The organism is Bordetella genomosp. 2 (assembly GCF_002261345.1).
GTDB lineage: Bacteria > Pseudomonadota > Gammaproteobacteria > Burkholderiales > Burkholderiaceae_B > Bordetella_A.
On record NZ_NEVT01000003.1, the window covers coordinates 46,088 to 65,406 of the forward strand.

Annotated in this window: 16 protein-coding genes; 6 read left to right on the top strand and 10 right to left on the bottom strand. The window is 69.0% G+C overall.

What is annotated here, in order from left to right:
- Window positions 1-4: 4 nt before the first annotated feature.
- Both CAL24_RS02280 and mutY read right to left on the bottom strand, forming a co-directional pair.
- Window positions 5-235, bottom strand: a complete 231-nt coding sequence (locus CAL24_RS02280; protein ID WP_094805626.1) for a hypothetical protein — start codon at window positions 233-235, stop codon at window positions 5-7.
- 80 nt (window positions 236-315) lie between these two features.
- On the bottom strand, window positions 316-1,374 hold the full coding sequence (gene mutY, locus CAL24_RS02285) for an A/G-specific adenine glycosylase (protein ID WP_094805627.1): 1,059 nt from the start codon (window positions 1,372-1,374) through the stop codon (window positions 316-318).
- Window positions 1,375-2,117: 743 nt separating this feature from the next.
- Between mutY and CAL24_RS02290 the strand changes: the two genes are divergently transcribed.
- Complete coding sequence (locus tag CAL24_RS02290; RefSeq protein WP_094805628.1) at window positions 2,118-5,723, top strand: indolepyruvate ferredoxin oxidoreductase family protein; 3,606 nt, start codon at window positions 2,118-2,120, stop codon at window positions 5,721-5,723.
- Between the two features lie 28 nt (window positions 5,724-5,751).
- Here the strand turns inward: CAL24_RS02290 and cheD are convergent, their stop codons facing one another.
- From cheD to CAL24_RS02305, 3 genes are all read right to left on the bottom strand, one after another.
- The gene (cheD, locus tag CAL24_RS02295; RefSeq protein WP_028355105.1) at window positions 5,752-6,411 is read right to left on the bottom strand and encodes a chemoreceptor glutamine deamidase CheD; all 660 of its coding nucleotides are present in this window, start codon (window positions 6,409-6,411) and stop codon (window positions 5,752-5,754) included.
- 248 nt (window positions 6,412-6,659) lie between these two features.
- Window positions 6,660-7,568, bottom strand: a complete 909-nt coding sequence (locus CAL24_RS02300; protein ID WP_028355104.1) for a cell division protein FtsX — start codon at window positions 7,566-7,568, stop codon at window positions 6,660-6,662.
- Window positions 7,565-8,233 carry a cell division ATP-binding protein FtsE gene (locus tag CAL24_RS02305; RefSeq protein ID WP_028355103.1) on the bottom strand — a complete coding sequence of 223 codons (669 nt, stop codon included), beginning with the start codon at window positions 8,231-8,233 and terminating at the stop codon, window positions 7,565-7,567. Before CAL24_RS02305 ends, CAL24_RS02300 begins: the two co-directional genes overlap by 4 nt.
- Window positions 8,234-8,429: 196 nt before the next feature.
- Between CAL24_RS02305 and CAL24_RS02310 the strand changes: the two genes are divergently transcribed.
- The 4 genes from CAL24_RS02310 to CAL24_RS02325 all read left to right on the top strand — a co-directional run bounded on the left by CAL24_RS02310 (window position 8,430) and on the right by CAL24_RS02325 (window position 12,666).
- Window positions 8,430-9,446, top strand: coding sequence for an amino acid ABC transporter substrate-binding protein (locus CAL24_RS02310; RefSeq protein WP_094805629.1), 1,017 nt, complete (start codon window positions 8,430-8,432; stop codon window positions 9,444-9,446).
- 126 nt (window positions 9,447-9,572) lie between these two features.
- Entirely contained in the window at window positions 9,573-10,763 is a 1,191-nt protein-coding gene (locus tag CAL24_RS02315; protein WP_028355101.1) for an amino acid ABC transporter permease, read from the top strand.
- Between the two features lies 1 nt (window position 10,764).
- Window positions 10,765-11,865 carry an amino acid ABC transporter permease gene (locus CAL24_RS02320; RefSeq protein ID WP_028355100.1) on the top strand — a complete coding sequence of 367 codons (1,101 nt, stop codon included), beginning with the start codon at window positions 10,765-10,767 and terminating at the stop codon, window positions 11,863-11,865.
- 60 nt (window positions 11,866-11,925) lie between these two features.
- Complete coding sequence (locus CAL24_RS02325) at window positions 11,926-12,666, top strand: amino acid ABC transporter ATP-binding protein (protein WP_028355099.1); 741 nt, start codon at window positions 11,926-11,928, stop codon at window positions 12,664-12,666.
- 1 nt (window position 12,667) lies between these two features.
- Here the strand turns inward: CAL24_RS02325 and CAL24_RS02330 are convergent, their stop codons facing one another.
- Window positions 12,668-13,807: a glycosyltransferase gene (locus tag CAL24_RS02330; RefSeq protein WP_094805630.1), complete on the bottom strand. Its 1,140-nt coding sequence runs from the start codon at window positions 13,805-13,807 to the stop codon at window positions 12,668-12,670.
- A 178-nt stretch (window positions 13,808-13,985) separates the two neighbouring features.
- On the opposite strand from CAL24_RS02330, the gene CAL24_RS02335 reads away from it, so the two are divergent.
- Window positions 13,986-15,011, top strand: a complete 1,026-nt coding sequence (locus tag CAL24_RS02335) for a Bug family tripartite tricarboxylate transporter substrate binding protein (protein ID WP_094805631.1) — start codon at window positions 13,986-13,988, stop codon at window positions 15,009-15,011.
- Window positions 15,012-15,282: 271 nt separating this feature from the next.
- Here CAL24_RS02335 and CAL24_RS02340 read toward each other — a convergent pair whose 3' ends face one another.
- The 4 genes from CAL24_RS02340 to CAL24_RS02355 all read right to left on the bottom strand — a co-directional run bounded on the left by CAL24_RS02340 (window position 15,283) and on the right by CAL24_RS02355 (window position 19,297).
- Window positions 15,283-16,491: a 3-hydroxybenzoate 6-monooxygenase gene (locus tag CAL24_RS02340; protein WP_094805632.1), complete on the bottom strand. Its 1,209-nt coding sequence runs from the start codon at window positions 16,489-16,491 to the stop codon at window positions 15,283-15,285.
- Between the two features lie 64 nt (window positions 16,492-16,555).
- Window positions 16,556-17,908 carry an FAD-dependent oxidoreductase gene (locus tag CAL24_RS02345; RefSeq protein ID WP_094805633.1) on the bottom strand — a complete coding sequence of 451 codons (1,353 nt, stop codon included), beginning with the start codon at window positions 17,906-17,908 and terminating at the stop codon, window positions 16,556-16,558.
- A 23-nt stretch (window positions 17,909-17,931) separates the two neighbouring features.
- A complete protein-coding gene (locus CAL24_RS02350; protein ID WP_094805634.1) occupies window positions 17,932-18,924 on the bottom strand; it encodes a Bug family tripartite tricarboxylate transporter substrate binding protein in 993 nt (330 codons plus the stop codon).
- Entirely contained in the window at window positions 18,917-19,297 is a 381-nt protein-coding gene (locus tag CAL24_RS02355; RefSeq protein ID WP_094805635.1) for a chorismate mutase, read from the bottom strand. Before CAL24_RS02355 ends, CAL24_RS02350 begins: the two co-directional genes overlap by 8 nt.
- Window positions 19,298-19,319 lie beyond the last annotated feature (22 nt).

Below are 19,319 nucleotides of genomic sequence, written 5' to 3' on the forward strand. Positions count from 1 at the left end.
GCGCCTACCCGCCCACGCGGGTGATGACATAGACGGCGCTGGTCAACAGGGTGCAGATGCCCGTGGTCCAGGCGATGACCTTGCAGGTGAGCTTGCCGATTTCGTGGTGCAGGTCGGCCTTGGTGGTGTAGTTCGACAGCACGACCGCCAGGTCCTGGCGGATGAGCGCGACGTTGTGTTCCAGCGTGTTGACGCGGTTTGGCACGGGACAGGCTTTCTTGCGCGGAAGTTCCATGAGCGCAGGATAGGCTTGGCCGCGCCGCCGGTCTAGGCGTAGTTGCCGAAGTCAGACTGTCGGCATGATTCCACGCAAGCTCATTCCGGCAGGCCCGCCGCCAGCAGGCCGTCCAGCAGTTTGCGGATGGGCGCCGGCAGCGCCAGGCCGGGCAGTTCGGCGGCGCCGGCCCAGCGCTGCGGCAGGCCCGGTTCGGCCAGCGCGGCGGCCGGTTGCACCGGCAGGTACCAGGGCTTGATGTGCAGGCGGTAGTGCGTGAACGTATGCGCGAAGGCGGCCAGTTCGTAGCGTTGCAGCGGTTCCAGGCCGAGCCGGCGCGACGCCTGCGTCGGGTCGCCGCCGGCGTCGAATTCGGGCAGGCTCCAGAGCCCGCCCCAGATGCCGGGAGCGGGCCGCTGTTGCAACAGGATGGCGCCGTCGCGCTGCAGTACCAGCATGCCGGTCTGGCGCTCGGGGATGGTCTTGCGTGCCTTGGGGCTGGGCAGTTCCGCCTGGCGGCCGTCGCGCCGCGCGATACAGGTGTCGGCCACCGGGCAGCGCGCGCAATCGGGCTTGCCGCGCGTGCACAGGGTGGCGCCCAGGTCCATCAGGCCCTGGGTGTAGGCGGCCATGTCCAGGCCGGGCGCGGCGGCGACTTGCGCCTCGGCCAGGGCCCACAGCCGCTGCTCGACTTCGCGGCGCGCCGGGTCGCCGTCGATGCCGAAATGCCGGGTGAACACCCGCTTGACGTTGCCGTCCAGGATGGGCGAGCGCTCGCCGTAGGCGAAGGCCGCGATGGCGGCGGCGGTAGAGCGGCCGATGCCGGGCAGGGTGGCGATCTGTCCGGCCGTGGGAGGAAAGCGCCCGCCCCAGTCGCGCACCACCGCCTGTGCGCAGCGATGCAAGTTGCGCGCGCGCGCGTAGTAGCCCAGCCCGGCCCAATAAGGCATGACGTCTTCCTGGCTGGCGGCCGCCAGGGTGGCCACGTCGGGAAAGCGTTCGAGGAAGCGCTGGTAGTACGGGATGACGGTGGCTACCTGGGTCTGCTGCAGCATGATTTCCGACAGCCAGATCCGGTAGGGGTCTTGCGTGCGCTGCCAGGGCAGGCCGTGACGGCCGTGGCTGGCCTGCCAGGCGACGATGCGGGGGGCGAAATCCATGATGGGGGATTATCGCATTGCCATGCCGTCATGGTTGCCGGGCTTGAGTCTGGGCGTGGACGGGATGTGTTCTTGTCCCCGTTCCGCGGCGTCCGGGCGGGGTCGGCGACTGGCAGACACATGCCGCGCCGATGAGATGTCAGAGACCCGGATGAGGCAGGCGCATGCCCACGAGGTGTCAGACACCCGGCGAGCAAGCGCGGCAGATTCCGGACTGTCTCCCCAGGGTGTCAGACACCTGGATGAAGCAGGCGCATGCTCATGAGGTGTCAGACACCCGGCGAGAAAGCGTGGCAGATTCCTGACTGTCTCCCCAGGGTGTCTGACACCTGGATGAAGCAGACGCATGCTCATGAGGTGTCAGTCACCTGGATGAGATGTTGCCAGCCTCGTCGCTGCGGGCTTGGGGCGGGCGAGTTGGACGGCGGGGGAGCCTGCGCAGCAGGCCGAGGGCGCCTGGTGTTGCGCCCGAGCCCGACGGACGTCGCCCGCCCCAAGCCCGCAGCGGCGAGGCGACTCAAGAACCCAGAAAGCACCGCAGCCAAGACACCGCCCGCAAAGCACCCCACGCACAGCGCCGCCGCCCCTCTATCGCTACGCCCTATTGCGCCAACCTGGCGCCCCGGGTACAACCTGGATCAGAACAAAGCACAAAGGCACCCAGCCCGGACCGGCCCGCCCCCCGCTTCACGAGAGCCGGCGCGCGCGGCCTGCCCGGGCATTCCTGGATCCTCGGAGTAGACATGAATGCCCCTCTCACGCCCGCGCAGCGCGCGGCGCTCGAATCCGTCCAGCTGGACGACAAATACACCCTGGAAACCGGCCGCGCCTGGATGAGCGGCATCCATGCGCTGGTGCGTCTGCCCATGATGCAGCGCGTGCGCGACCAGCGCGCCGGGCTCAACACCGCCGGCTTCATCTCGGGCTACCGCGGCTCGCCGCTGGGCGGCGTCGACCTGAACATGTGGAAGGCCGCCAAATATCTCAAGGCGCACCACGTCGAGTTCCAGCCGGGCATCAACGAAGACCTGGCCGCCACCGCGGTGTGGGGCTCGCAGCAGGTCAACCTGTTTCCCGGCGCGCGCTATGACGGCGTGTTCGGCATGTGGTACGGCAAGGGCCCGGGCGTGGACCGCTGCGGCGACGTCTTCAAGCACGCCAACGCCGCCGGCACCTCGCCGCACGGCGGCGTGCTGGTGGTGGCGGGCGACGACCATCCCGCCAAGTCGTCCACCCTGCCGCACCAGAGCGACCACATCCTGAAAGCCTGCATGATCCCGGTGCTGTTCCCGGCCAGCGTGCAGGAAGTGCTGGACTACGGCCTGCACGGCTGGGCCATGAGCCGCTACGCCGGCGTCTGGGCCGGCATGAAGTGCATCACCGATATCGTCGAGGTGTCCGCCTCGGTCGAGGTCGATCCCGAGCGCGTGCAGATCGTGCTGCCGGACGACTTCCAGCTGCCGCCCGACGGGCTCAACATCCGCCTGCCCGACACGCCCTTGCAGCAGGAAGCCCGCCTGCTCGACTACAAACTGTACGCCGCGCTCGCCTATGCGCGCGCCAACCGGCTCAACCGCGAGCTGTGGCATGTGCCCAATGGCGAGGCGCGCTTCGGCATCATGACGTCCGGCAAGGCCTACCTGGATACGCGCCAGGCCCTGGTCGACCTGGGCCTGAGCGAGCCGGTATGCCGTCGCATCGGCCTGCGCCTGTTCAAGGTGGGCATGGTATGGCCGCTGGAAGCGACCGGCATGCAGCAGTTCGCCGAAGGACTGGACGAGATCCTGGTGGTCGAGGAAAAGCGCCAGGTGCTCGAATACCAGCTGAAGGAGGAGCTGTTCAGCTGGATCGGCACCGGCAAGAAGATCCCGCGCGTGGTGGGCAAGTTCGACGACAAGGATGGCGGCGAATGGTCGGTGCCGCAGGGCAACTGGCTGCTGCCGGCGCACTACGAGTTTTCGCCCGCCATGGTGGCCAAGGCGGTGGGGGCGCGCCTGCTGCGCTTCGCGCTGCCCGACGACGTGCGCGCCGGCATCGAGGCGCGCCTGGCGTTCATCGAGGCGCGCGAGCGGGCGCTGGCCAGGCCGCGCGTCACCGCCGAGCGCAAGCCGTGGTTCTGTTCGGGCTGTCCGCACAATACCTCGACGCGCGTGCCGGAAGGTTCGCGCGGCATGGCCGGCATCGGCTGCCACTACATGGTGACCTGGATGGGCCGCAACACCCAGGCCTATACCCAGATGGGCGGCGAGGGCGTACCCTGGCTCGGGCAGGCGCCGTTCACCGACGAAAAGCACGTGTTCGCCAACCTGGGCGACGGCACCTACTATCACTCCGGCCTGCTGGCGATTCGCGCCGCGGTGGCGGCCAAGGCGCCCATCACCTACAAGATCCTGTTCAACGACGCGGTGGCCATGACCGGCGGCCAGCCGGTGGACGGGCCGATCGACGTGCCGATGATCACGCGCCAGGTGGCGGCCGAGGGTGTCGAGAAAATCGTCATCGTCACCGACGAGCCGGATAAGTACCGGAGCGTCGCCAACCTGGCGCCCGGCGTGCCGGTGCGCCATCGCGACGAGCTGGACGCGGTCATGCGCGAACTGCGCGACCATCCCGGTGTGTCGGCCCTGATCTACGACCAGACCTGCGCCACCGAAAAGCGGCGCCGCCGCAAGCGCAATGCCTACCCCGACCCGGCGCGCCGGGTGGTCATCAACGAGCGGGTCTGCGAGGGGTGCGGCGACTGTTCCGAGCAATCGCATTGCCTGTCGGTCGAGCCGCTCGAGACCGAGTTCGGCCGCAAGCGCACCATTAACCAGTCCAGCTGCAACAAGGACTATTCCTGCCTGAAGGGCTTCTGCCCCAGCCTGGTCACCGTCGAAGGCGGCGCCTTGCGCAAACCGAAGGCGCTGGCGCAGGAAGGCGATATCGATGGCGGCCTGCCGCAGCCGCCGCTGCCGGGCCTGGCGCAGCCTTATGGCGTGTTCATCGCCGGCGTGGGCGGCACGGGGGTGGTCACCATCGGGCAATTGCTCGGCATGGCCGCCCACCTGGAAGGCAAGGGCTGTTCCGTGCTGGACATGGCGGGGCTGGCGCAGAAGGGCGGCGCGGTGTTCTCGCACGTGATGCTGACGCAGGCGCCCGATGGGCTGCTCAACACGCGGGTGGCCATGGGCGAGGCCGACCTGGTGCTGGCCGGCGACCTGGTGGTGGCCGCCAGCCAGGAATCGGTGGCGCGCATGCGCGCCGGCCGCACGCGGCTGCTGCTCAACAGCGACGTGGCGCCCACCGCCGCGTTCGTCCAGGACCCGGACTGGCGCCTGCCCGGCGCCGACCTGCAGGCGGACCTGCGCGCCGCCTGCGGCGAGGGCGGGGTGGACGCGGTCGATGCCGCTGCGCTGGCGCTGGGCCTGCTGGGCGACGCCATCTATGCCAACCCGCTGATGCTGGGCTATGCCTACCAGAAGGGCTGGCTGCCGCTGGGCGAAGCGGCGTTGCGGCGCGCCATCGAACTCAACGGGCAGCAGGTGGCCAGCAACCTGGCCGCCTTCGCCTGGGGCCGGCGCGCCGCCCACGACCTGGCCGAGGTGCAGCGCCTGGCCGGCCGCGCCGCCGCGCCGCAGGACGACGGCTTCGTCGAGGTGCGGCGCGGGCAGGCCGGCGCGGCCGTGCTCGACATGCGGCGTCCGGCCGGCGAGGTCGACGCGCTGGTGGCGGTGCGCAGCGAGTTCCTCACCGCATACCAGAACGCCGCCTATGCGGCGCGCTACCGTGAACTGGTCGAGCAGGTGGCGCGGGCCGAGCAGGCCGCGACCGGCACCACGCGGCTGGCCGCGGCGGTGGCGCGCTACTACTTCAAGCTGATGGCCTACAAGGACGAGTACGAAGTGGCGCGCCTGTACACCGACGGAGAATTCCTGCGGCAGGTCGACGCCCAGTTCGAGGGCGACTGGAAGCTGCGCCTGCACCTGGCGCCGCCCCTGCTGGCCCGCCGCGATGCCCAGGGCCGGCTGATCAAGCGCGCCTACGGGCCAGGCGTCCTCAAGCTGTTCCGCGTGCTGGCGCGCCTGCGCTTCCTGCGCGGCACGCCGCTGGACGTCTTCGGCCATACCGCGGAGCGGCGGGCCGAGCGCGCGCTGATCGACACCTACCGCAGCGACCTGCTGGCGATCCTGCCCAAGCTGACGCGCGCCAACCTGGACCGCGCGGTGGCGCTGGCCAGCCTGCCGGACACGATCCGCGGCTATGGCCACGTCAAGGAAGCCGCCATGCAGCGGGCCGCCGTCCGCCGGGCGGAATTGCTGGACGGGTTCAGCGCGACGGTGGTGCCGATCGGGACCCGCGCGGCCTAGAACGCACCGGCCGGGGCGCGCGGCGGGCTCAGCCCGCCGTGGCGCCGGGGCGGCTGAAGCGCTCGAAGCGGGGCGCGCCGAACCGTTCGACGCGGGTCGGCTTGTGCGCCGCCGCCTGCGCCGTCTGGGCCGCCGCCTGCTCGCGCTGCGCGATCAGCGCCTCAGCCTTGTGGTGATGCGGCGCCAGCCGGCGCACCATGACCCGTCCGTCGCGCGGGAAATAGCCGATGCGTCGCGCGTGTACGTCGCCCAGGTCCTGGGCCAGCACCGGGATGCCTTCCGTCTGCAGATAGTTCAGCACGAAGCGGGCATTGCGCTCGCCGATATTCAGCTGCTGCATGGCGCTCAGCACCGCGCCGCCGCCGAACACCTTGGCCTCCAGGCGTTCGCGCGCCGCGCCCGCCTTGAGCAATTCGTTGACTAGCACTTCCATCGCGAATGCGCCGTAGCGCATGGTGGCCGAGGCGGGCGATTCGGTGTCGCCCTCGGGCAGCATGAAGTGGTTCATGCCGCCCACGCCGGCGCGCGGGTCGCGGATACAGGCCGCCACGCATGACCCCAGCACCGTCGAGATCATGATGTCGTCGCGGGTGACGTAGTATTCATTGGGCAGCACCTTGACCGCAGCGCAATGGAACGCGCTATCAAAATAGTGACGCGTTGCGCGGGCATCGGGGCGAGAGGACATAGGAACACGCGAAGAGGGCGCGGGCAACGAAGCGGGGATGACCTCATTGCCCGGCCGGAGGGATCGGGGCAAACATCTTGTGTAACTAAATTTGTCGACTTTGGCAATGCCATCCAGGCCGTCGGCGGCCCGGCGGGCGTGCTGTAAGCGCACGCGCCCAAAATGCGTCCCCAATTTTTATCGGGCTGGCGCCGTGCGATGCCCACTGTAACGGGCGCCAGCCCTTTCCTTTTGGAGTATTAACGGCCTTAAAAGCGGGTATTGCGCGTGACTGACCAGCGCGCCGCCAGGGCGCCCAGGATGCTGGTGCCCAGCACCGCCGCGGCCAGCACTGGCAGCGCCGGCAGGCGCAGGGCGAATTCCGCCCCGTAGCTGCGCGCCAGCCCCAGCAGGGCGTCGTTCAGCGGCGCCAGCGCCAGCGCCGCCGCGCCGATGGCCAGCAGGGCCGCCAGCGCGCCCGACAGGGCGCCCAGGTACAGGAACGGCCGCCGGACGAACGATTCGGTGGCCCCCACCAGGCGCGCCACGGCGATTTCCTCGCGTTGCAGCATGGCCTGCATGCGCACCGTATTGAAGACGGCGGCCAGCACCACGGCGGCCACGCAAGCGGCCAGGAACAGCAGGCCGACGCGCGCGAAGCGCAGGATGGCTTCCAGCCGCTGCACCCAGGCGCTGTCGAGCTGCACCTGGTCGACGTGCTCCCATTGGCGCCAGGCCTGGGCCAGCACGTCGGCGCGGCCCGCCAGGTTGTCGCCTTCGGTGAGCGTGGCGACCACCGCGTCGGGCAGCGGGTTGCCCGGCAGCACGGCGAGCGCCTGTTCCCAGGCCGGGTCCTGGCGCAGGGCGGCCAGCGCCTCGTCGCGCGGCACCACGCGCACGGCCTGCACCTGGCCGGCGTACTCGGCGCCGATGCGGCGCGAGATGTCCGCCGCCGCCCCCGCGGGCGCGCCGGGCTGCAGGAACAGGGTCAGTTCGGGCGTGACCGACACTTGCCGCGCCACCGGCTGGGCCGATACGAGGATGGCGCCGCCCAGCAGCGGCAAGGCCAGGGCCAGGGCCATGACCAGCAGGTTGGCCAGCGACGAGAAGGGCTGCTTGGCCAGGCGCCGCAGGGTGACGGTCAGGGCGTAGCGGTGCTGTCGTAGCCAGGATTTCATGCTTGGGCTCCCGAGTCGTGGAACTTGCCCGGCTCCAGGCGCAGGGTGCGCGTGGCGTATTGCGCCAGCAGTTGCTCGTCGTGCGAGGCAATCAGGGTGGTGACCCCGACGCGGTTGAAGTCGCGGAACACGTTCAGGATGCGCCGGGCGGTGTCGTGGTCCAGGTTGGCGGTGGGCTCGTCGGCGATCAGGATGGCGGGCCGGTTCACGATGGCGCGCGCGATCGCCAGCCGCTGCTGTTCGCCGCCGGACAGCTCGATGGGATTCATGTCTTCCTTGCCTGCCAGGCCGACCTTGTCGAGCGCGGCGCGCGCGCGGGCGCCGGCCGAATCGGGCGACTGGCCGGTCACCGCCAGCGGCAGCATGACGTTCTGCAGGGCGCTGCGGTCGTACAGCAGGTGGGTGTCCTGCAGGATGACGCCGACGGCGCGGCGCAGGTAGGGGCGCGCGCGCGCCGGCAGTTTGTCGAGCCGCTGGCCGTTGACCTGGATGGAACCGCGGCTGGCGGGCTCCAGCCCGCCGATCAGTTTGAGCAATGTGGATTTGCCGGCGCCGGAGGCGCCTGACACGAAGATGAATTCGCCGGCGCTGACGCGGAAGTTGATATCGGCCAGGATGTTGCGGCCGCGCCCGTACGATTTGAAGACGTGCTGGAATTCGATCATGGCGGCAGGGTCGAGATGAAGCAGCAATAGTACCGCGCGGCGATCGGCCGCACGTTTGCATATATTTCCGTCCCTTTTTTTCTATGGATTCGTCAAGGGATTTCCCCCATGTCCCCGAATAACCCCAGCCGCTACCATGCCGGCGATGCTTTATGCACCCACCTCTGCATGAAAAGCTTCCTACAGGAGATCAATGATGAAAGCACTGAAATTAGCCGCCGTGGCGGCCGCACTGTGCGCGGCGTCCACGGCGGCCAACGCTGGCGCGACCTTCGATAGCGTCAAGAAAAAAGGCTTCGTCCAGTGCGGTGTGTCCACCGGCATCCCGGGCTTCTCCATGGCGGACAGCAAGGGCCAGTGGCAGGGCATCGACGTCGACATGTGCCGCGCCATCGCCGCCACCATGTTCAATGACGCGAGCAAGTTCAAGGTCACGCCGCTCAACACGCAGCAGCGCTTCACCGCGCTGCAGTCGGGCGAAGTCGACGTGCTGACCCGCAACACCACCCAGACCCTGACGCGCGACACCACGCTCGGCCTGATCGGCGCCGGCGTCAACTACTACGACAGCCAGGGCGTGATGGTGTCCAAGGAACTGGGCGTCAAGAGCGCCAAGGAACTGAACGGCGCCACCATCTGCGTGCAGCCGGGCACCACCACCGAACTCAACCTGGCGGACTGGTTCCGCGGCCAGAAGATCGAGTTCAAGCCGGTGGTGATCGACAAGTACGACGAGATCATCCGCGCCTTCTCGGCCGGGCGCTGCGACGCCTTCACGACCGACAAGTCGCAGCTGGCCTCGACCCGCACCACGCTGGAGAACCCCGACAACTACGTCATCCTGCCGGAAGACTTCTCCAAGGAGCCGCTGGGCCCCATGGTGCGCCAGGGCGACGAGCAGTGGTTCAACGTGGTGCGCTGGTCGCTCAACGCCATGCTGGAAGCCGAGGAGTACGGCATCACGTCCAAGAACGTCGACGAGATGACCAAGAGCTCCAACCCAAACATCCAGCGCATCCTGGGCGTGACGCCCGGCATGGGCAAGAACCTGGGCGTGGATGACAAGTGGGCCTACAACATCATCAAGCAAGTGGGCAACTACGGCGAGAGCTTTGAGCGCACGCTGGGCATGAGCAGCGCCATGAAGCTCGAGCGCGGCCTGAACGCGTCGTACAAGAACGGCGGTCTGATGTACGGCTGGCCGGTGCGCTGAGCACGGCAGCTGCCGGGCAGGGCGGGGTTCCCCCGCCTTGCCGAGCCCGCCTGCGGCGGGCGGCAGGAGCAAGGTGGCATGAGGATTTTCCCGGCCATTCCTGTTCGACTTCTGTAGATTCATCCCATGACGACAAACAATCAGCAAGTCCCGGTGAGTGCGCCCAAGCGCAGTCTCAGCTGGAACGATCCCGGCGTGCGCGCCGTGGTCTATCAGGTCGTCGCGCTGGCTTTGGTCGCCCTGGCCGTGTGGTTCCTGGTGTCCAACACGCTGAACAACCTGGCAGTACGCAATATCTCCACCGGCTTCGATTTCATCGGGCGCGAGGCCGGCTTCGCCATCGGCGAGACGCCCATCGCCTATTCCCCCGCCGACACCTACGGCCGCGCCATCTGGGTCGGCCTGCTCAACACGCTGCGCGCGGCCGTGCTGGGCATCGTGCTGGCCACCATCCTGGGCACCCTGATCGGGGTGGGCCGGCTGTCGAAGAACTGGCTCATGGCCAAGGTGTGCTCGATCTATGTCGAGATCATGCGCAACGTGCCCCTGCTGCTGCAGCTGTTCTTCTGGTATGCGCTGATCACCGAGAACATGCCAGGCCCGCGGCAGGCGCTCAACCCGCTGCCCGGCGTGTTCATTTCCAATCGCGGCCTGAAGGTGCCGGGGCTGGAAGGCGGTTCGCTGGACTGGATACTGGCCGGGCTGGCGCTGGCCATCGTCGGCACCATCGTCGCGGCGCACTGGGGCAAGAAGCGCCAGGAGGCCACCGGCCGGGTATTCCCGCTGGGCCGCGCGGCGCTGGGCCTGTTCATCGTCCTGCCCGTCCTGGGCTGGCTGGTGGGCGGCGCCTCCCTGACGCTGGACATGCCGGAGCTCAAGGGCTTCAACTTCGCCGGCGGCCTGACGCTTTCGCCGGAGTTCGCCGCGCTGCTGGCCGGCCTGGTGATCTACACCTCGGCCTTCATCGCCGAAGTGGTGCGCTCGGGCATCCAGGCCGTCAACCAGGGCCAATGGGAAGCGGCCGGCTCGCTGGGCCTGCGCCGTTCGCGCATCCTGCGCCTGGTGGTGCTGCCGCAGGCGCTGCGCGTGATCATCCCGCCGATGACCAGCCAGTACCTGAACCTGACCAAGAACAGCTCGCTGGCGGTGGCGATCGGCTATCCGGACATTGTCTCGGTGGTCAACACCACCATGAACCAGACCGGGCAGGCCATCGAGGGCATTCTCATCATCATGGCGGCCTACCTGACGGTCAGCCTGTCCATATCGGTCTTCATGAACTGGTACAACAAGCGCATCGCGCTGGTGGAGCGTTGACATGAGCACGACTACGCATATCCCCAGCGAAGGCCTGCCGCCGCCCAGCAACCAGGTGGGCGTGTGGCCCTGGCTCAAAGAGCGGCTGTTCTCCTCGCCCCTGAGCATCCTGGCCACGGTGCTGGTGGCCTGGCTGCTGCTGATGGCGGTGCCGGCGCTGGTCGAATGGGCCTTCCTGCAGGCCGACTTCACTTCGGCGACCTCGCAGGAATGCCGCAAGGCGGCCGGCGCGTGCTGGGCGTTCATCGTCGAGAAGCACCGCCTGATCCTGTTCGGCACCTATCCGTACGATGAGCAGTGGCGGCCCCTGCTAGCCACCATCATCCTCATCGCGGTGATCGTCTGCAGCGGCCTGCGGCGTTTCTGGAACTTGCGCCTGGCGCTGATCTGGGTGGTCGGCCTGACCGCCGTGGCGGTGCTGATGTGGGGCGGCGTGCTGGGCCTGACCTATGTCGAGAACTCGCGCTGGGGCGGCCTGCCGCTGACCCTGATCCTGTCGACCTTCGGCATCGCCTTCGCCTTCCCGCTGGGCGTGCTGCTGGCGCTGGGCCGCAAGTCGAAGATGCCGGCCATCAAGGCGCTGTGCGTCGTGTACATCGAGCTGATCCGCGGCGTGCCGCTGATCAGCCTGCTGTTCATGTCGTCGGTGATGCTGCCGCTGTTCCTGCCGGTGGGCTTTTCCATCGACAAGCTGCTGCGCGCCCAGATCGCCATCATCATGTTCGCGGCGGCCTACATCGCCGAGACCGTGCGTGGCGGCCTGCAGGCCATCCCGAAGGGGCAGTACGAGGGCGCCGATTCGCTGGGCCTGAGCTACTGGCAGCAGATGCGCAAGATCATCCTGCCGCAGGCGCTGCGCATCGTCATCCCGCCGCTGGTCAGCATTTTCATCGCCCTGTTCAAGGACACGTCGCTGGTGGTGATCATCGGCATCTTCGACCTCACGCTGGCGGCCAAGGCGGCCCTGTCGGACGCGGCCTGGCGCGGGTTCGGGGTGGAAGCCTATGTCTTCATCTCGCTGATCTACTTCGTGTTCTGCTTTTCAATGTCGAAATACAGCCAACGCCTGGAAAAACGCCTGGCGACCGGACACAAACGATAGCCGCCGGGCCCGCGCCCGCCGACGGCGGGCCGGGCCGGCGCACCTTATGGGAGTACAGGCATGAGCGATGCCATCATCCGCATGCAGAACGTGAACAAGTGGTACGGCCAGTTCCACGTGCTGCGCAACATCAACCTGGACGTGGCGCCGGGCGAGCGCATCGTGGTGTGCGGCCCCTCGGGCTCCGGCAAGTCGACCATGATCCGCTGCATCAACCGCCTGGAAGAGCACCAGCAGGGCCACATCATCGTCGACGGCACCGAGCTCACCAACGACCTCAAGCACATCGAGACGATCCGCCGCGACGTCGGCATGGTGTTCCAGCACTTCAACCTGTTCCCGCACCTGACCGTGCTGGAGAACCTGACGCTGGGCCCGACCTGGGTGCTGAAGAAGCCGCGCGCCGAGGCCGAGGCCACCGCCATGAAGTACCTGGAGCGCGTGCGCATCCCCGAGCAGGCCAACAAGTATCCCGGCCAGCTCTCGGGCGGCCAGCAGCAGCGCGTGGCGATCGCGCGTTCGCTATGCATGAGCCCCAAGATCATGCTGTTCGACGAGCCCACTTCCGCGCTGGATCCCGAGATGGTCAAGGAAGTGCTGGACGTGATGGTGACGCTGGCCCAGGAAAGCGGCATGACCATGCTGTGCGTGACGCACGAGATGGGCTTCGCGCGCAAGGTGGCCAACCGCGTCATCTTCATGGACCGCGGCGAGATCATCGAGCAGAACAGCCCCGACGAGTTCTTCGACAACCCGCAGAACGAACGCACCAAGCTGTTCCTGAGCCAGATCCTGCACTAGCCTAATGGTGTCCGGGGCCCGCCGGCCGGGCGGCCACCGCGCGGTACACGCGGGCGGTGTCGTCCAGGAAGGGCCGCAAGTCGAATGCCGCGAGGCTTTTCAGGCGCGCGGCCCGGCCCATTTCCGGCAGGTCGTGGGCGCCGCCGGCAACGCCGCGCAGGACCTCGGCCAGCGCCGCCGGCCGGGCCGGCGGGACGATCCAGCCGTCGCGGCCGGCGTCGACGTTTTCGGGCAGGCCGGCGTAGTCGGTCACGATGACGGGCCTGGCCATGGCCATCATTTCCCGGCAGGCGAACGAAATCGTCTCCACGCGCGTGGACAGCACGAAACCGACGTCGATGGCGGCAATGAACGGCCGCACATCCCGCAGCGCGCCCGCGTGGGTGATGTGATCCTGCATGCCCAGGGCCGCCAGTTCGGCGCGCTGCGACGCGCTGAACGGCTCGCCGGCCAGCGCGATGTGGAAGCGGTCGGCGAGTTCGGCGGGCAGCAGCGCGACGGCGCGCACGATGTCGAGCCAGGCCTTGTAAGAGGCCGTGCCCGCGTTGCTGCCAAGCACGATGCGGCCCTCGGCGCGCGCGCCCAGCAGCGTGCGCCGGTGCATGGCCGCGGCCGCTTCGTCGAGCGGCCTGAAGTGCGCGGTGTCCACGCCGTTGAAAATAACGCTCACCGCGCCGGCGCCGTAGGGGCTGGCGCGGAAGCGCTGTTCGACGTGCCGGCATACGGCGATCACGTGGTGCGTGCCGAAGCGGGCGCGCAGCGCCGCGCTGGCGCGGGCGATGGGAATGGTGTTGTGCTTGGTGAAGACGATGCGCGGCGGGTCTTTCATGAGCCGCGTCGCCAGGATCGCCAGCCGATGGTCGGCCGAGCCGTTGACGTGGACGACGTCGAACCGTTCCGCCCGCAGCAGGGCGCGCAGTGTGCGCAAGGCAGCGGGAAGCTTGTAGAAGCGCGAAGGATAGTCCTGCGCATGCGCCGTGATGCCGGGCATCTGCGTGGCGAGCGCGTACAAGGCGCTGGAGGCCGGCGCCGCCACGGCGATGCGGAACTGCCCCGACAGGCCCGCGGCCAGCCGGGAGACATAGACCGTGTGTCCGCCAATGTCCGGGCCGGAGTGGAAATTCGTGTAGAGGATCTTCATGGGTGTGGGCGCCGGGGTGGACCTTCCCCCACCATACGCGCTGCCGCATGTCGATCCGCTGTCCGTCCGCTGACAAATCCGTCAGCACGCGCGGCGCGCCGGCCGGCCTTGCCGGGCGGCCAGGGCCGCTGGAGTATGCTACGTGCCGCACAGAAGCACATCCTGGAGACCAGAACAAATGCGCAATCCGCATGCTTTCCCCGTTTCGTCCGTCCGCCGCGCCCTGGTGGGCGGCGCCGTGGCCCTGGCCGCGACCCTGTCCTGCCTGGCGCCGGCCGCCGCGCAGGACACCGACTCCCCCACCAAGCCGCTGCGCTTCGTGGTGCCGTACCCGCCCGGCGGCCCGCTCGATTCGACCGCCCGCCTGCTGGCCGAGAAAGTGCGCGCCTCGCTGGGCCAGCCCATCATCGTCGAGAACCGCTCCGGGGCGGGCGGCAACATCGGCGCCGACCTGGTGGCCAAGGCCGCCCCTGACGGCTACACGCTGGTGATGGGAGCGGTGGCCACGCATGCCATCAATCCGTGGCTGTTCGCGAACCTGCCGTACGATCCCATCAAGGATTTCGCGCCGGTCACCATCGTGGCGGCGGTGCCCAACGTGCTGGTGATGAACGTCGACTTCGCCAAGAAGAACGGCATCGAGTCGCTGGCCGACCTGATCGCCTACGCCAAGAAGAATCCGGACCGGCTGAATTACGGCTCGGGCGGCAACGGCAGCGCCGGCCACCTGGCGGGCGAACTGCTGAAGGCGCGCGCCGGCATCAAGGCGGTGCACATCCCGTACCAGGGCGCGTCGCCGGCGCAGCTGGCGCTGCTGGGCGGCCAGTCCGACTTCATGTTCGACAACCTGGCCTCCGCGGCGCCGCTGATCAAGGACGGCAAGGTCAAGGCGCTGGCCGTGACCACGCTGCAGCGCTCCTCGCTGCTGGCCGACGTGCCCACCATGGACGAGGCCGGCGTCAAGGGCTTCGACCTGGGCACCTGGTTCGGCGTGTTCACCACCGGCGGTACGCCGGCCGCCGTGGTCGCCAAGCTGAACCAGGCCTATGCCGAAGCGCTGCGCCAGCCCGACGTGCGCCAGCGCCTGCTGGCCATGGGGTCGGAAGCGCAACCCATGACGGCCGAGGCGTTCGCCGCGTTCGTCAAGAAAGAGAAAGACAAGTACCAGGAAATCGTCAAGCTCTCGGGCGCCAGCCTGAACTGAGCCGCCCGGCATGCCGCGCCAATGAGGCGCGGTGTCTGACACCCCATGCGACGTCCGCGGCCGGCCCACGGTGGGGTGGGGGGTGTCAGACACCTATCCAGCTGAGTCGCCTGGCAGCCGCGCCGCTGAGGCGCGGTGTCTGACACCTGTTCCGTTCGAGCACCTGCCGTGGCGCGCTGGTGGGGGGCGGTGTCTGACACCCCGTGCGATGTCCGTGGCCGGCCTCGGGGTGGGGCATGGGGTGTCAGACACCTTGCATCCACCCCGGCGGCTATTCCTGGGCGCCGGCCAGGCAGTTTTCCACCTTCCACCCGTACAGCCATTGCAGCGCGTCGTAGAACTGCGCCTGGGTGCGGCCGGTCCACAGGCTGTTGCGCACCTGGCGCTCGACGCCCTGGGCGTGGTAGATGCGGCCCATCTCGCGGGTCGACCACACCACGCGCGCGCTGCGCGGGATGCGCACCGACTCGTACAGCCGGAAGGCCGCCTGCAGGTCGCCGTCGCGGGCCTTGACCGCCTCGCCCAGCGTGGCCGCGTCCTCCAGCGCCATGCAGGCGCCCTGGGCCATGTACTGGGTCATCGGGTGGGCCGCGTCGCCCAGCAGCGTGATGCGGCCCTGGCCCCAATGCTCGACCGGCTCGCGGTCGGCCGTGGCCCAGCGCCGCCATGACGTCGGGCGGTCCAGCATCTGGTGCGGGCGCGGGTGGATGCCCTGGAAATAGCTCAGCACCTCTTCCTTGCTGCCTTCGCGCACGCCCCATTCCTCCTGCTCGCGGCTGTGGAAGGTGACCACCAGGTTGTACTGCTGGCCGCCGCGCAGCGGGTAGTGCACCAGGTGGCAGCGCGGGCCCGCCCACAGCACCGGCGCATTGATGCGCAATTCCTCCGGCATGTTGTCGCGCTCGACCACCGCGCGGTAGACCACGTGGCCGGTCACGCGGGCGGGATCGCCCACCATGCGCTCGCGCACCACCGACTTGACCCCGTCGCAGCCGACCAGCGCGTCGCCGCGGTAGCGCCGGCCCTGGGCATCCGTCACCTCGACCTGCGCGCCGTCCTGGCGCACTTCGACGATCTGCGTCGAGGTATGGAAACTGATCAGCGGATCGCGCTGCACGGCCTCCAGGATCGACAGGTGGATGTCGGCGCGATGGATGACCGCGTAGGGGCCGCCGAAGCGCGCGCGGAAGTCGGCGCCGGTGTCGATGCGCACCACTTCACGGGCATCGACCGCGTCCATCATGATGATGTGGTCGGTGTACACGGCGCGGCCGCGCGCCGTCGCCCCCACGCCCAGCGCGTCCAGCGCCGCGAAGGCATTGGGCCCGAGCTGGATGCCGGCGCCGATCTCGCCGATGTGGCTGGCCTGTTCCAGCAATTGCACGGCGATGCCCTGGCGGGTCAGCGCCAGCGCCGCGGCCAGGCCGCCGATGCCGCCGCCCACCACGATGGCGGTTTGAGTCGTCGTTGTGCTGCTCATATGCGTTGCTCCTGCTGACTGGCTGGGCCGGCCCGCCGGGCCGGCGGCCGGGGATGGCGCGGCCTCATGCCGGCTCGCCCAGGAAGGCGCCCTGGCGGCGCAACTGTTCCTGCACCGTCGAGGCCGGCAGCCGGCCGGGCGCCACGCCGGCTTGCAGCGCCAGCGCCGCGGCCGTGCCGGCGGCCTCGCCCATGACGAAGCAGCTGCCGCTGACGCGGGCGGCCGACTGGCCTTCGTGCGTCATGCCGGCGCAACGGCCCGCCACCAGGACGTTGGATGGCGCGCCCGCCTGCTGGCGCGGCACGATCATGCGCAGCGGCAGCTGGTTGTAGCCGCGCGACTCGGGAATGGGCGGCCAGACCCATTGCACGTCGCCCGCCACATGGATCTCCAGCGGCCAGCCGTTGACGCCGATGCTGTCCGCGAAGTCGGCGCAGCCCAGCACGTCGTCGCGGCTGAGCATGTATTCGGCCACTACCCGGCGCGTCTCGCGGATGCCCAGCTGCGGCGCGATGTCCAGCACATAAGCCTGTTCGAAGCCGGGCACCCGGGCGCGCAGGAACGCCAGGTAGTCGACGATCTGGCGGCGGCCTTCCAGCTCGCCGGCCGACAGCGACAGCGCATCGGTGCCGTCGGCGGCCGACCCGTCGGGGTTGCTGAGTTGGGTCACGTTGACGCGCCATTCGTAGTCGTGCTTCTGCGGCCGTACGATGGCGCCGCGCCGCGGGAAATGGAAGTCGCCGCTGGCCTCGGCCTCGTCCATCAGCTGGGGGATGATCTTCCACGCTTCGCGCGCGCGTTCGCCATCGACGTTGCCGACCTTGAACATCAGCGTCGGGTACATCATGTGGCCTTGTCCGTCGCCTTTCTCGAAGGGCAGGCCGGCCCAGTGCGCGAGGTCGGCGTCGCCCGAACAGTCGATGAAGACGCGGCCGCGCACCGCCCGGCGGCCCGACTTGGTTTCCAGCAGCAGGGCGTCGACCGCGCCGTCCGCGCCGCGCACGATGCCGCCTGCCAGGGCGTGGAACAGCACCTGCGCGCCGCTGTCGCGCAGCAGGCCGTCGGCGGCGCACTTGAATGCGGATATGTCGTACGCCTGGGCGTGGATCTTGCCCAGGATCAGGTGCGGGTCGTTCAGGCCGTCGAGCGCGCGCATGCGGTCCAGCAGCTCGTCGGCCATGCCGTGCACCACCTGGCGGATGTCGCCGTGCACATTGGCGTGCAGCCCGCAGAAATTGGAAACGCCCGCCGCCGTGCCCATGCCGCCCAGAAAGCCGTAGCGTTCGAGCAGCAGCACGCTGGCGCCGTTGCGGGCCGCGCTGGCGGCGGCCAGCAGGCCGGCCGGGCCGCCGCCCAGCACGACCACGTCGTATTCGCCGTGCAGCGGGACCTGGCGGGATGGTTCGGTAACGTACATCGGTTGCTCCTCCGGGGCGCGCATTACTGCGCCTGGATGCCCAATTGCTTGATCAAGGGCGCCCAGCGCCGCAGCTCGTCGTCCATGTAGGCGCGGAATTCGGCGGGTGTGCCGCCGACCGGCTCCATGAACTGGGCCTGCAGGCGCTGCTGCACGGCCGGGTCGCCAATCGCCTGGATCAGCGCATCGGCCAGCCTCTTCTGGATATCGGCCGGTACCTTGGACGATACGACAAAGCCGATCCAGGCCGAGCCTTCGATGCCCTGCACGCCCACTTCGGCCAGCGTGGGAATGTCGGGCAGCAGCGCCGAGCGCTTGGACGAAGTGACCGCCAGCGCTTTCAGGCGGCCGTCCCGCACCATCGGCATCACCGCGATGGGCGGCAGCGCGGCGAACTGGGTATCGCCGGCCAGCACCGAGCTCAACGCGGCCGGCGACGAGGGGTAGGGCACGTGCACGGCCTTGGCGCCGATGCGCTGCAGCAGCAGTTCGACCGACAGGTGCGAGACGGTGCCGGCGCCGGGCGACGGGAAGTTGTACTTGTCCGGCTGCGCCTTGAGCGCCTCCAGCAGTTGCCCGATGTCGGCGATGCCGGACTTGGCGGGCACCACCAGCACGTTGGGCTGGTGCACCGCCAGGGTCAGCGCGGCCAGGTCCTTGAAGGGGTCGTAGGGCAACTGCTCGAACAGCACGGTGTTGTTGACCAGCGGGCCGGTGATCGACACGCCGAAGGTGTAGCCGTCGGGCTTGGCATTGGCGATGGCGGCGGTGCCGATATTGCCGCTGGCGCCCGGCTTGTTCTCGACCACGATGGTCTGGCCGAGGATGCTGCCGGCCTTGTCGCCAACGACGCGCGCCACCTGGTCGGGGCTGGAGCCGGGGCCGAACGGCACGATCAGCTTGAGGGGCTGCGCGGGCCAGCCGGCCGCCTGGGCGCCGGCCAGCGGCGCCAGCGCCGCGGCCAGCATCGCGGCGCCAAGGCGGCGGCGCCAGCGGTGTGCGATGACATCATTCATGCCGGTCTCCTGTGGGTGTCATTTTTTCGAAGTAGTGCTGCTCGTTGGCGATGAAAGCCGCCACCATGGCGCGGTAAGTGGCCTCGACCACTTCTTCCAGGTTCTCGAAGCCGCGGTCGTGGCGGCGCGCCAGTTGCCGCGCCCGCGCATAGACCTCGGCCTGGCGCGCCGGCGCGCTGACCTGGAACGCGTCGCGCTTGAAGCGGGCGGCATCCTTGACATACATGGCGCGTTCGGCGATCAGCCGCACGATTTCGTCGTCCAGGCGGTCGATGTGGGCGCGCACTTCGGCCAGCGTGGCGCACAGCGGCCGGTAGGCCGGGTCCTGGTAGGCGCGCAGCGGGCCCGCCTGGGGATCGGGTTCGATGGGCATGGTGCGGGTCTCCCTATGCAAG

Bases quoted from the DNA above. Each gene is read 5' to 3' on its own strand.
- CAL24_RS02345 (WP_094805633.1), bottom strand. From the start codon at position 17,908: ATGTACGTTACCGAACCATCCCGCCAGGTCCCGCTGCACGGCGAATAC.
- CAL24_RS02310 (WP_094805629.1), top strand. From the start codon at position 8,430: ATGAAAGCACTGAAATTAGCCGCCGTGGCGGCCGCACTGTGCGCGGCG.
- cheD (WP_028355105.1), bottom strand. From the start codon at position 6,411: ATGTCCTCTCGCCCCGATGCCCGCGCAACGCGTCACTATTTTGATAGC.
- CAL24_RS02340 (WP_094805632.1), bottom strand. From the start codon at position 16,491: ATGAGCAGCACAACGACGACTCAAACCGCCATCGTGGTGGGCGGCGGC.
- CAL24_RS02290 (WP_094805628.1), top strand. From the start codon at position 2,118: ATGAATGCCCCTCTCACGCCCGCGCAGCGCGCGGCGCTCGAATCCGTC.
- CAL24_RS02355 (WP_094805635.1), bottom strand. From the start codon at position 19,297: ATGCCCATCGAACCCGATCCCCAGGCGGGCCCGCTGCGCGCCTACCAG.
- CAL24_RS02280 (WP_094805626.1), bottom strand. From the start codon at position 235: ATGGAACTTCCGCGCAAGAAAGCCTGTCCCGTGCCAAACCGCGTCAAC.
- CAL24_RS02300 (WP_028355104.1), bottom strand. From the start codon at position 7,568: ATGAAATCCTGGCTACGACAGCACCGCTACGCCCTGACCGTCACCCTG.
- CAL24_RS02335 (WP_094805631.1), top strand. From the start codon at position 13,986: ATGCGCAATCCGCATGCTTTCCCCGTTTCGTCCGTCCGCCGCGCCCTG.
- CAL24_RS02315 (WP_028355101.1), top strand. From the start codon at position 9,573: ATGACGACAAACAATCAGCAAGTCCCGGTGAGTGCGCCCAAGCGCAGT.
- CAL24_RS02325 (WP_028355099.1), top strand. From the start codon at position 11,926: ATGAGCGATGCCATCATCCGCATGCAGAACGTGAACAAGTGGTACGGC.
- CAL24_RS02305 (WP_028355103.1), bottom strand. From the start codon at position 8,233: ATGATCGAATTCCAGCACGTCTTCAAATCGTACGGGCGCGGCCGCAAC.
- CAL24_RS02350 (WP_094805634.1), bottom strand. From the start codon at position 18,924: ATGAATGATGTCATCGCACACCGCTGGCGCCGCCGCCTTGGCGCCGCG.
- CAL24_RS02330 (WP_094805630.1), bottom strand. From the start codon at position 13,807: ATGAAGATCCTCTACACGAATTTCCACTCCGGCCCGGACATTGGCGGA.
- CAL24_RS02320 (WP_028355100.1), top strand. From the start codon at position 10,765: ATGAGCACGACTACGCATATCCCCAGCGAAGGCCTGCCGCCGCCCAGC.
- mutY (WP_094805627.1), bottom strand. From the start codon at position 1,374: ATGGATTTCGCCCCCCGCATCGTCGCCTGGCAGGCCAGCCACGGCCGT.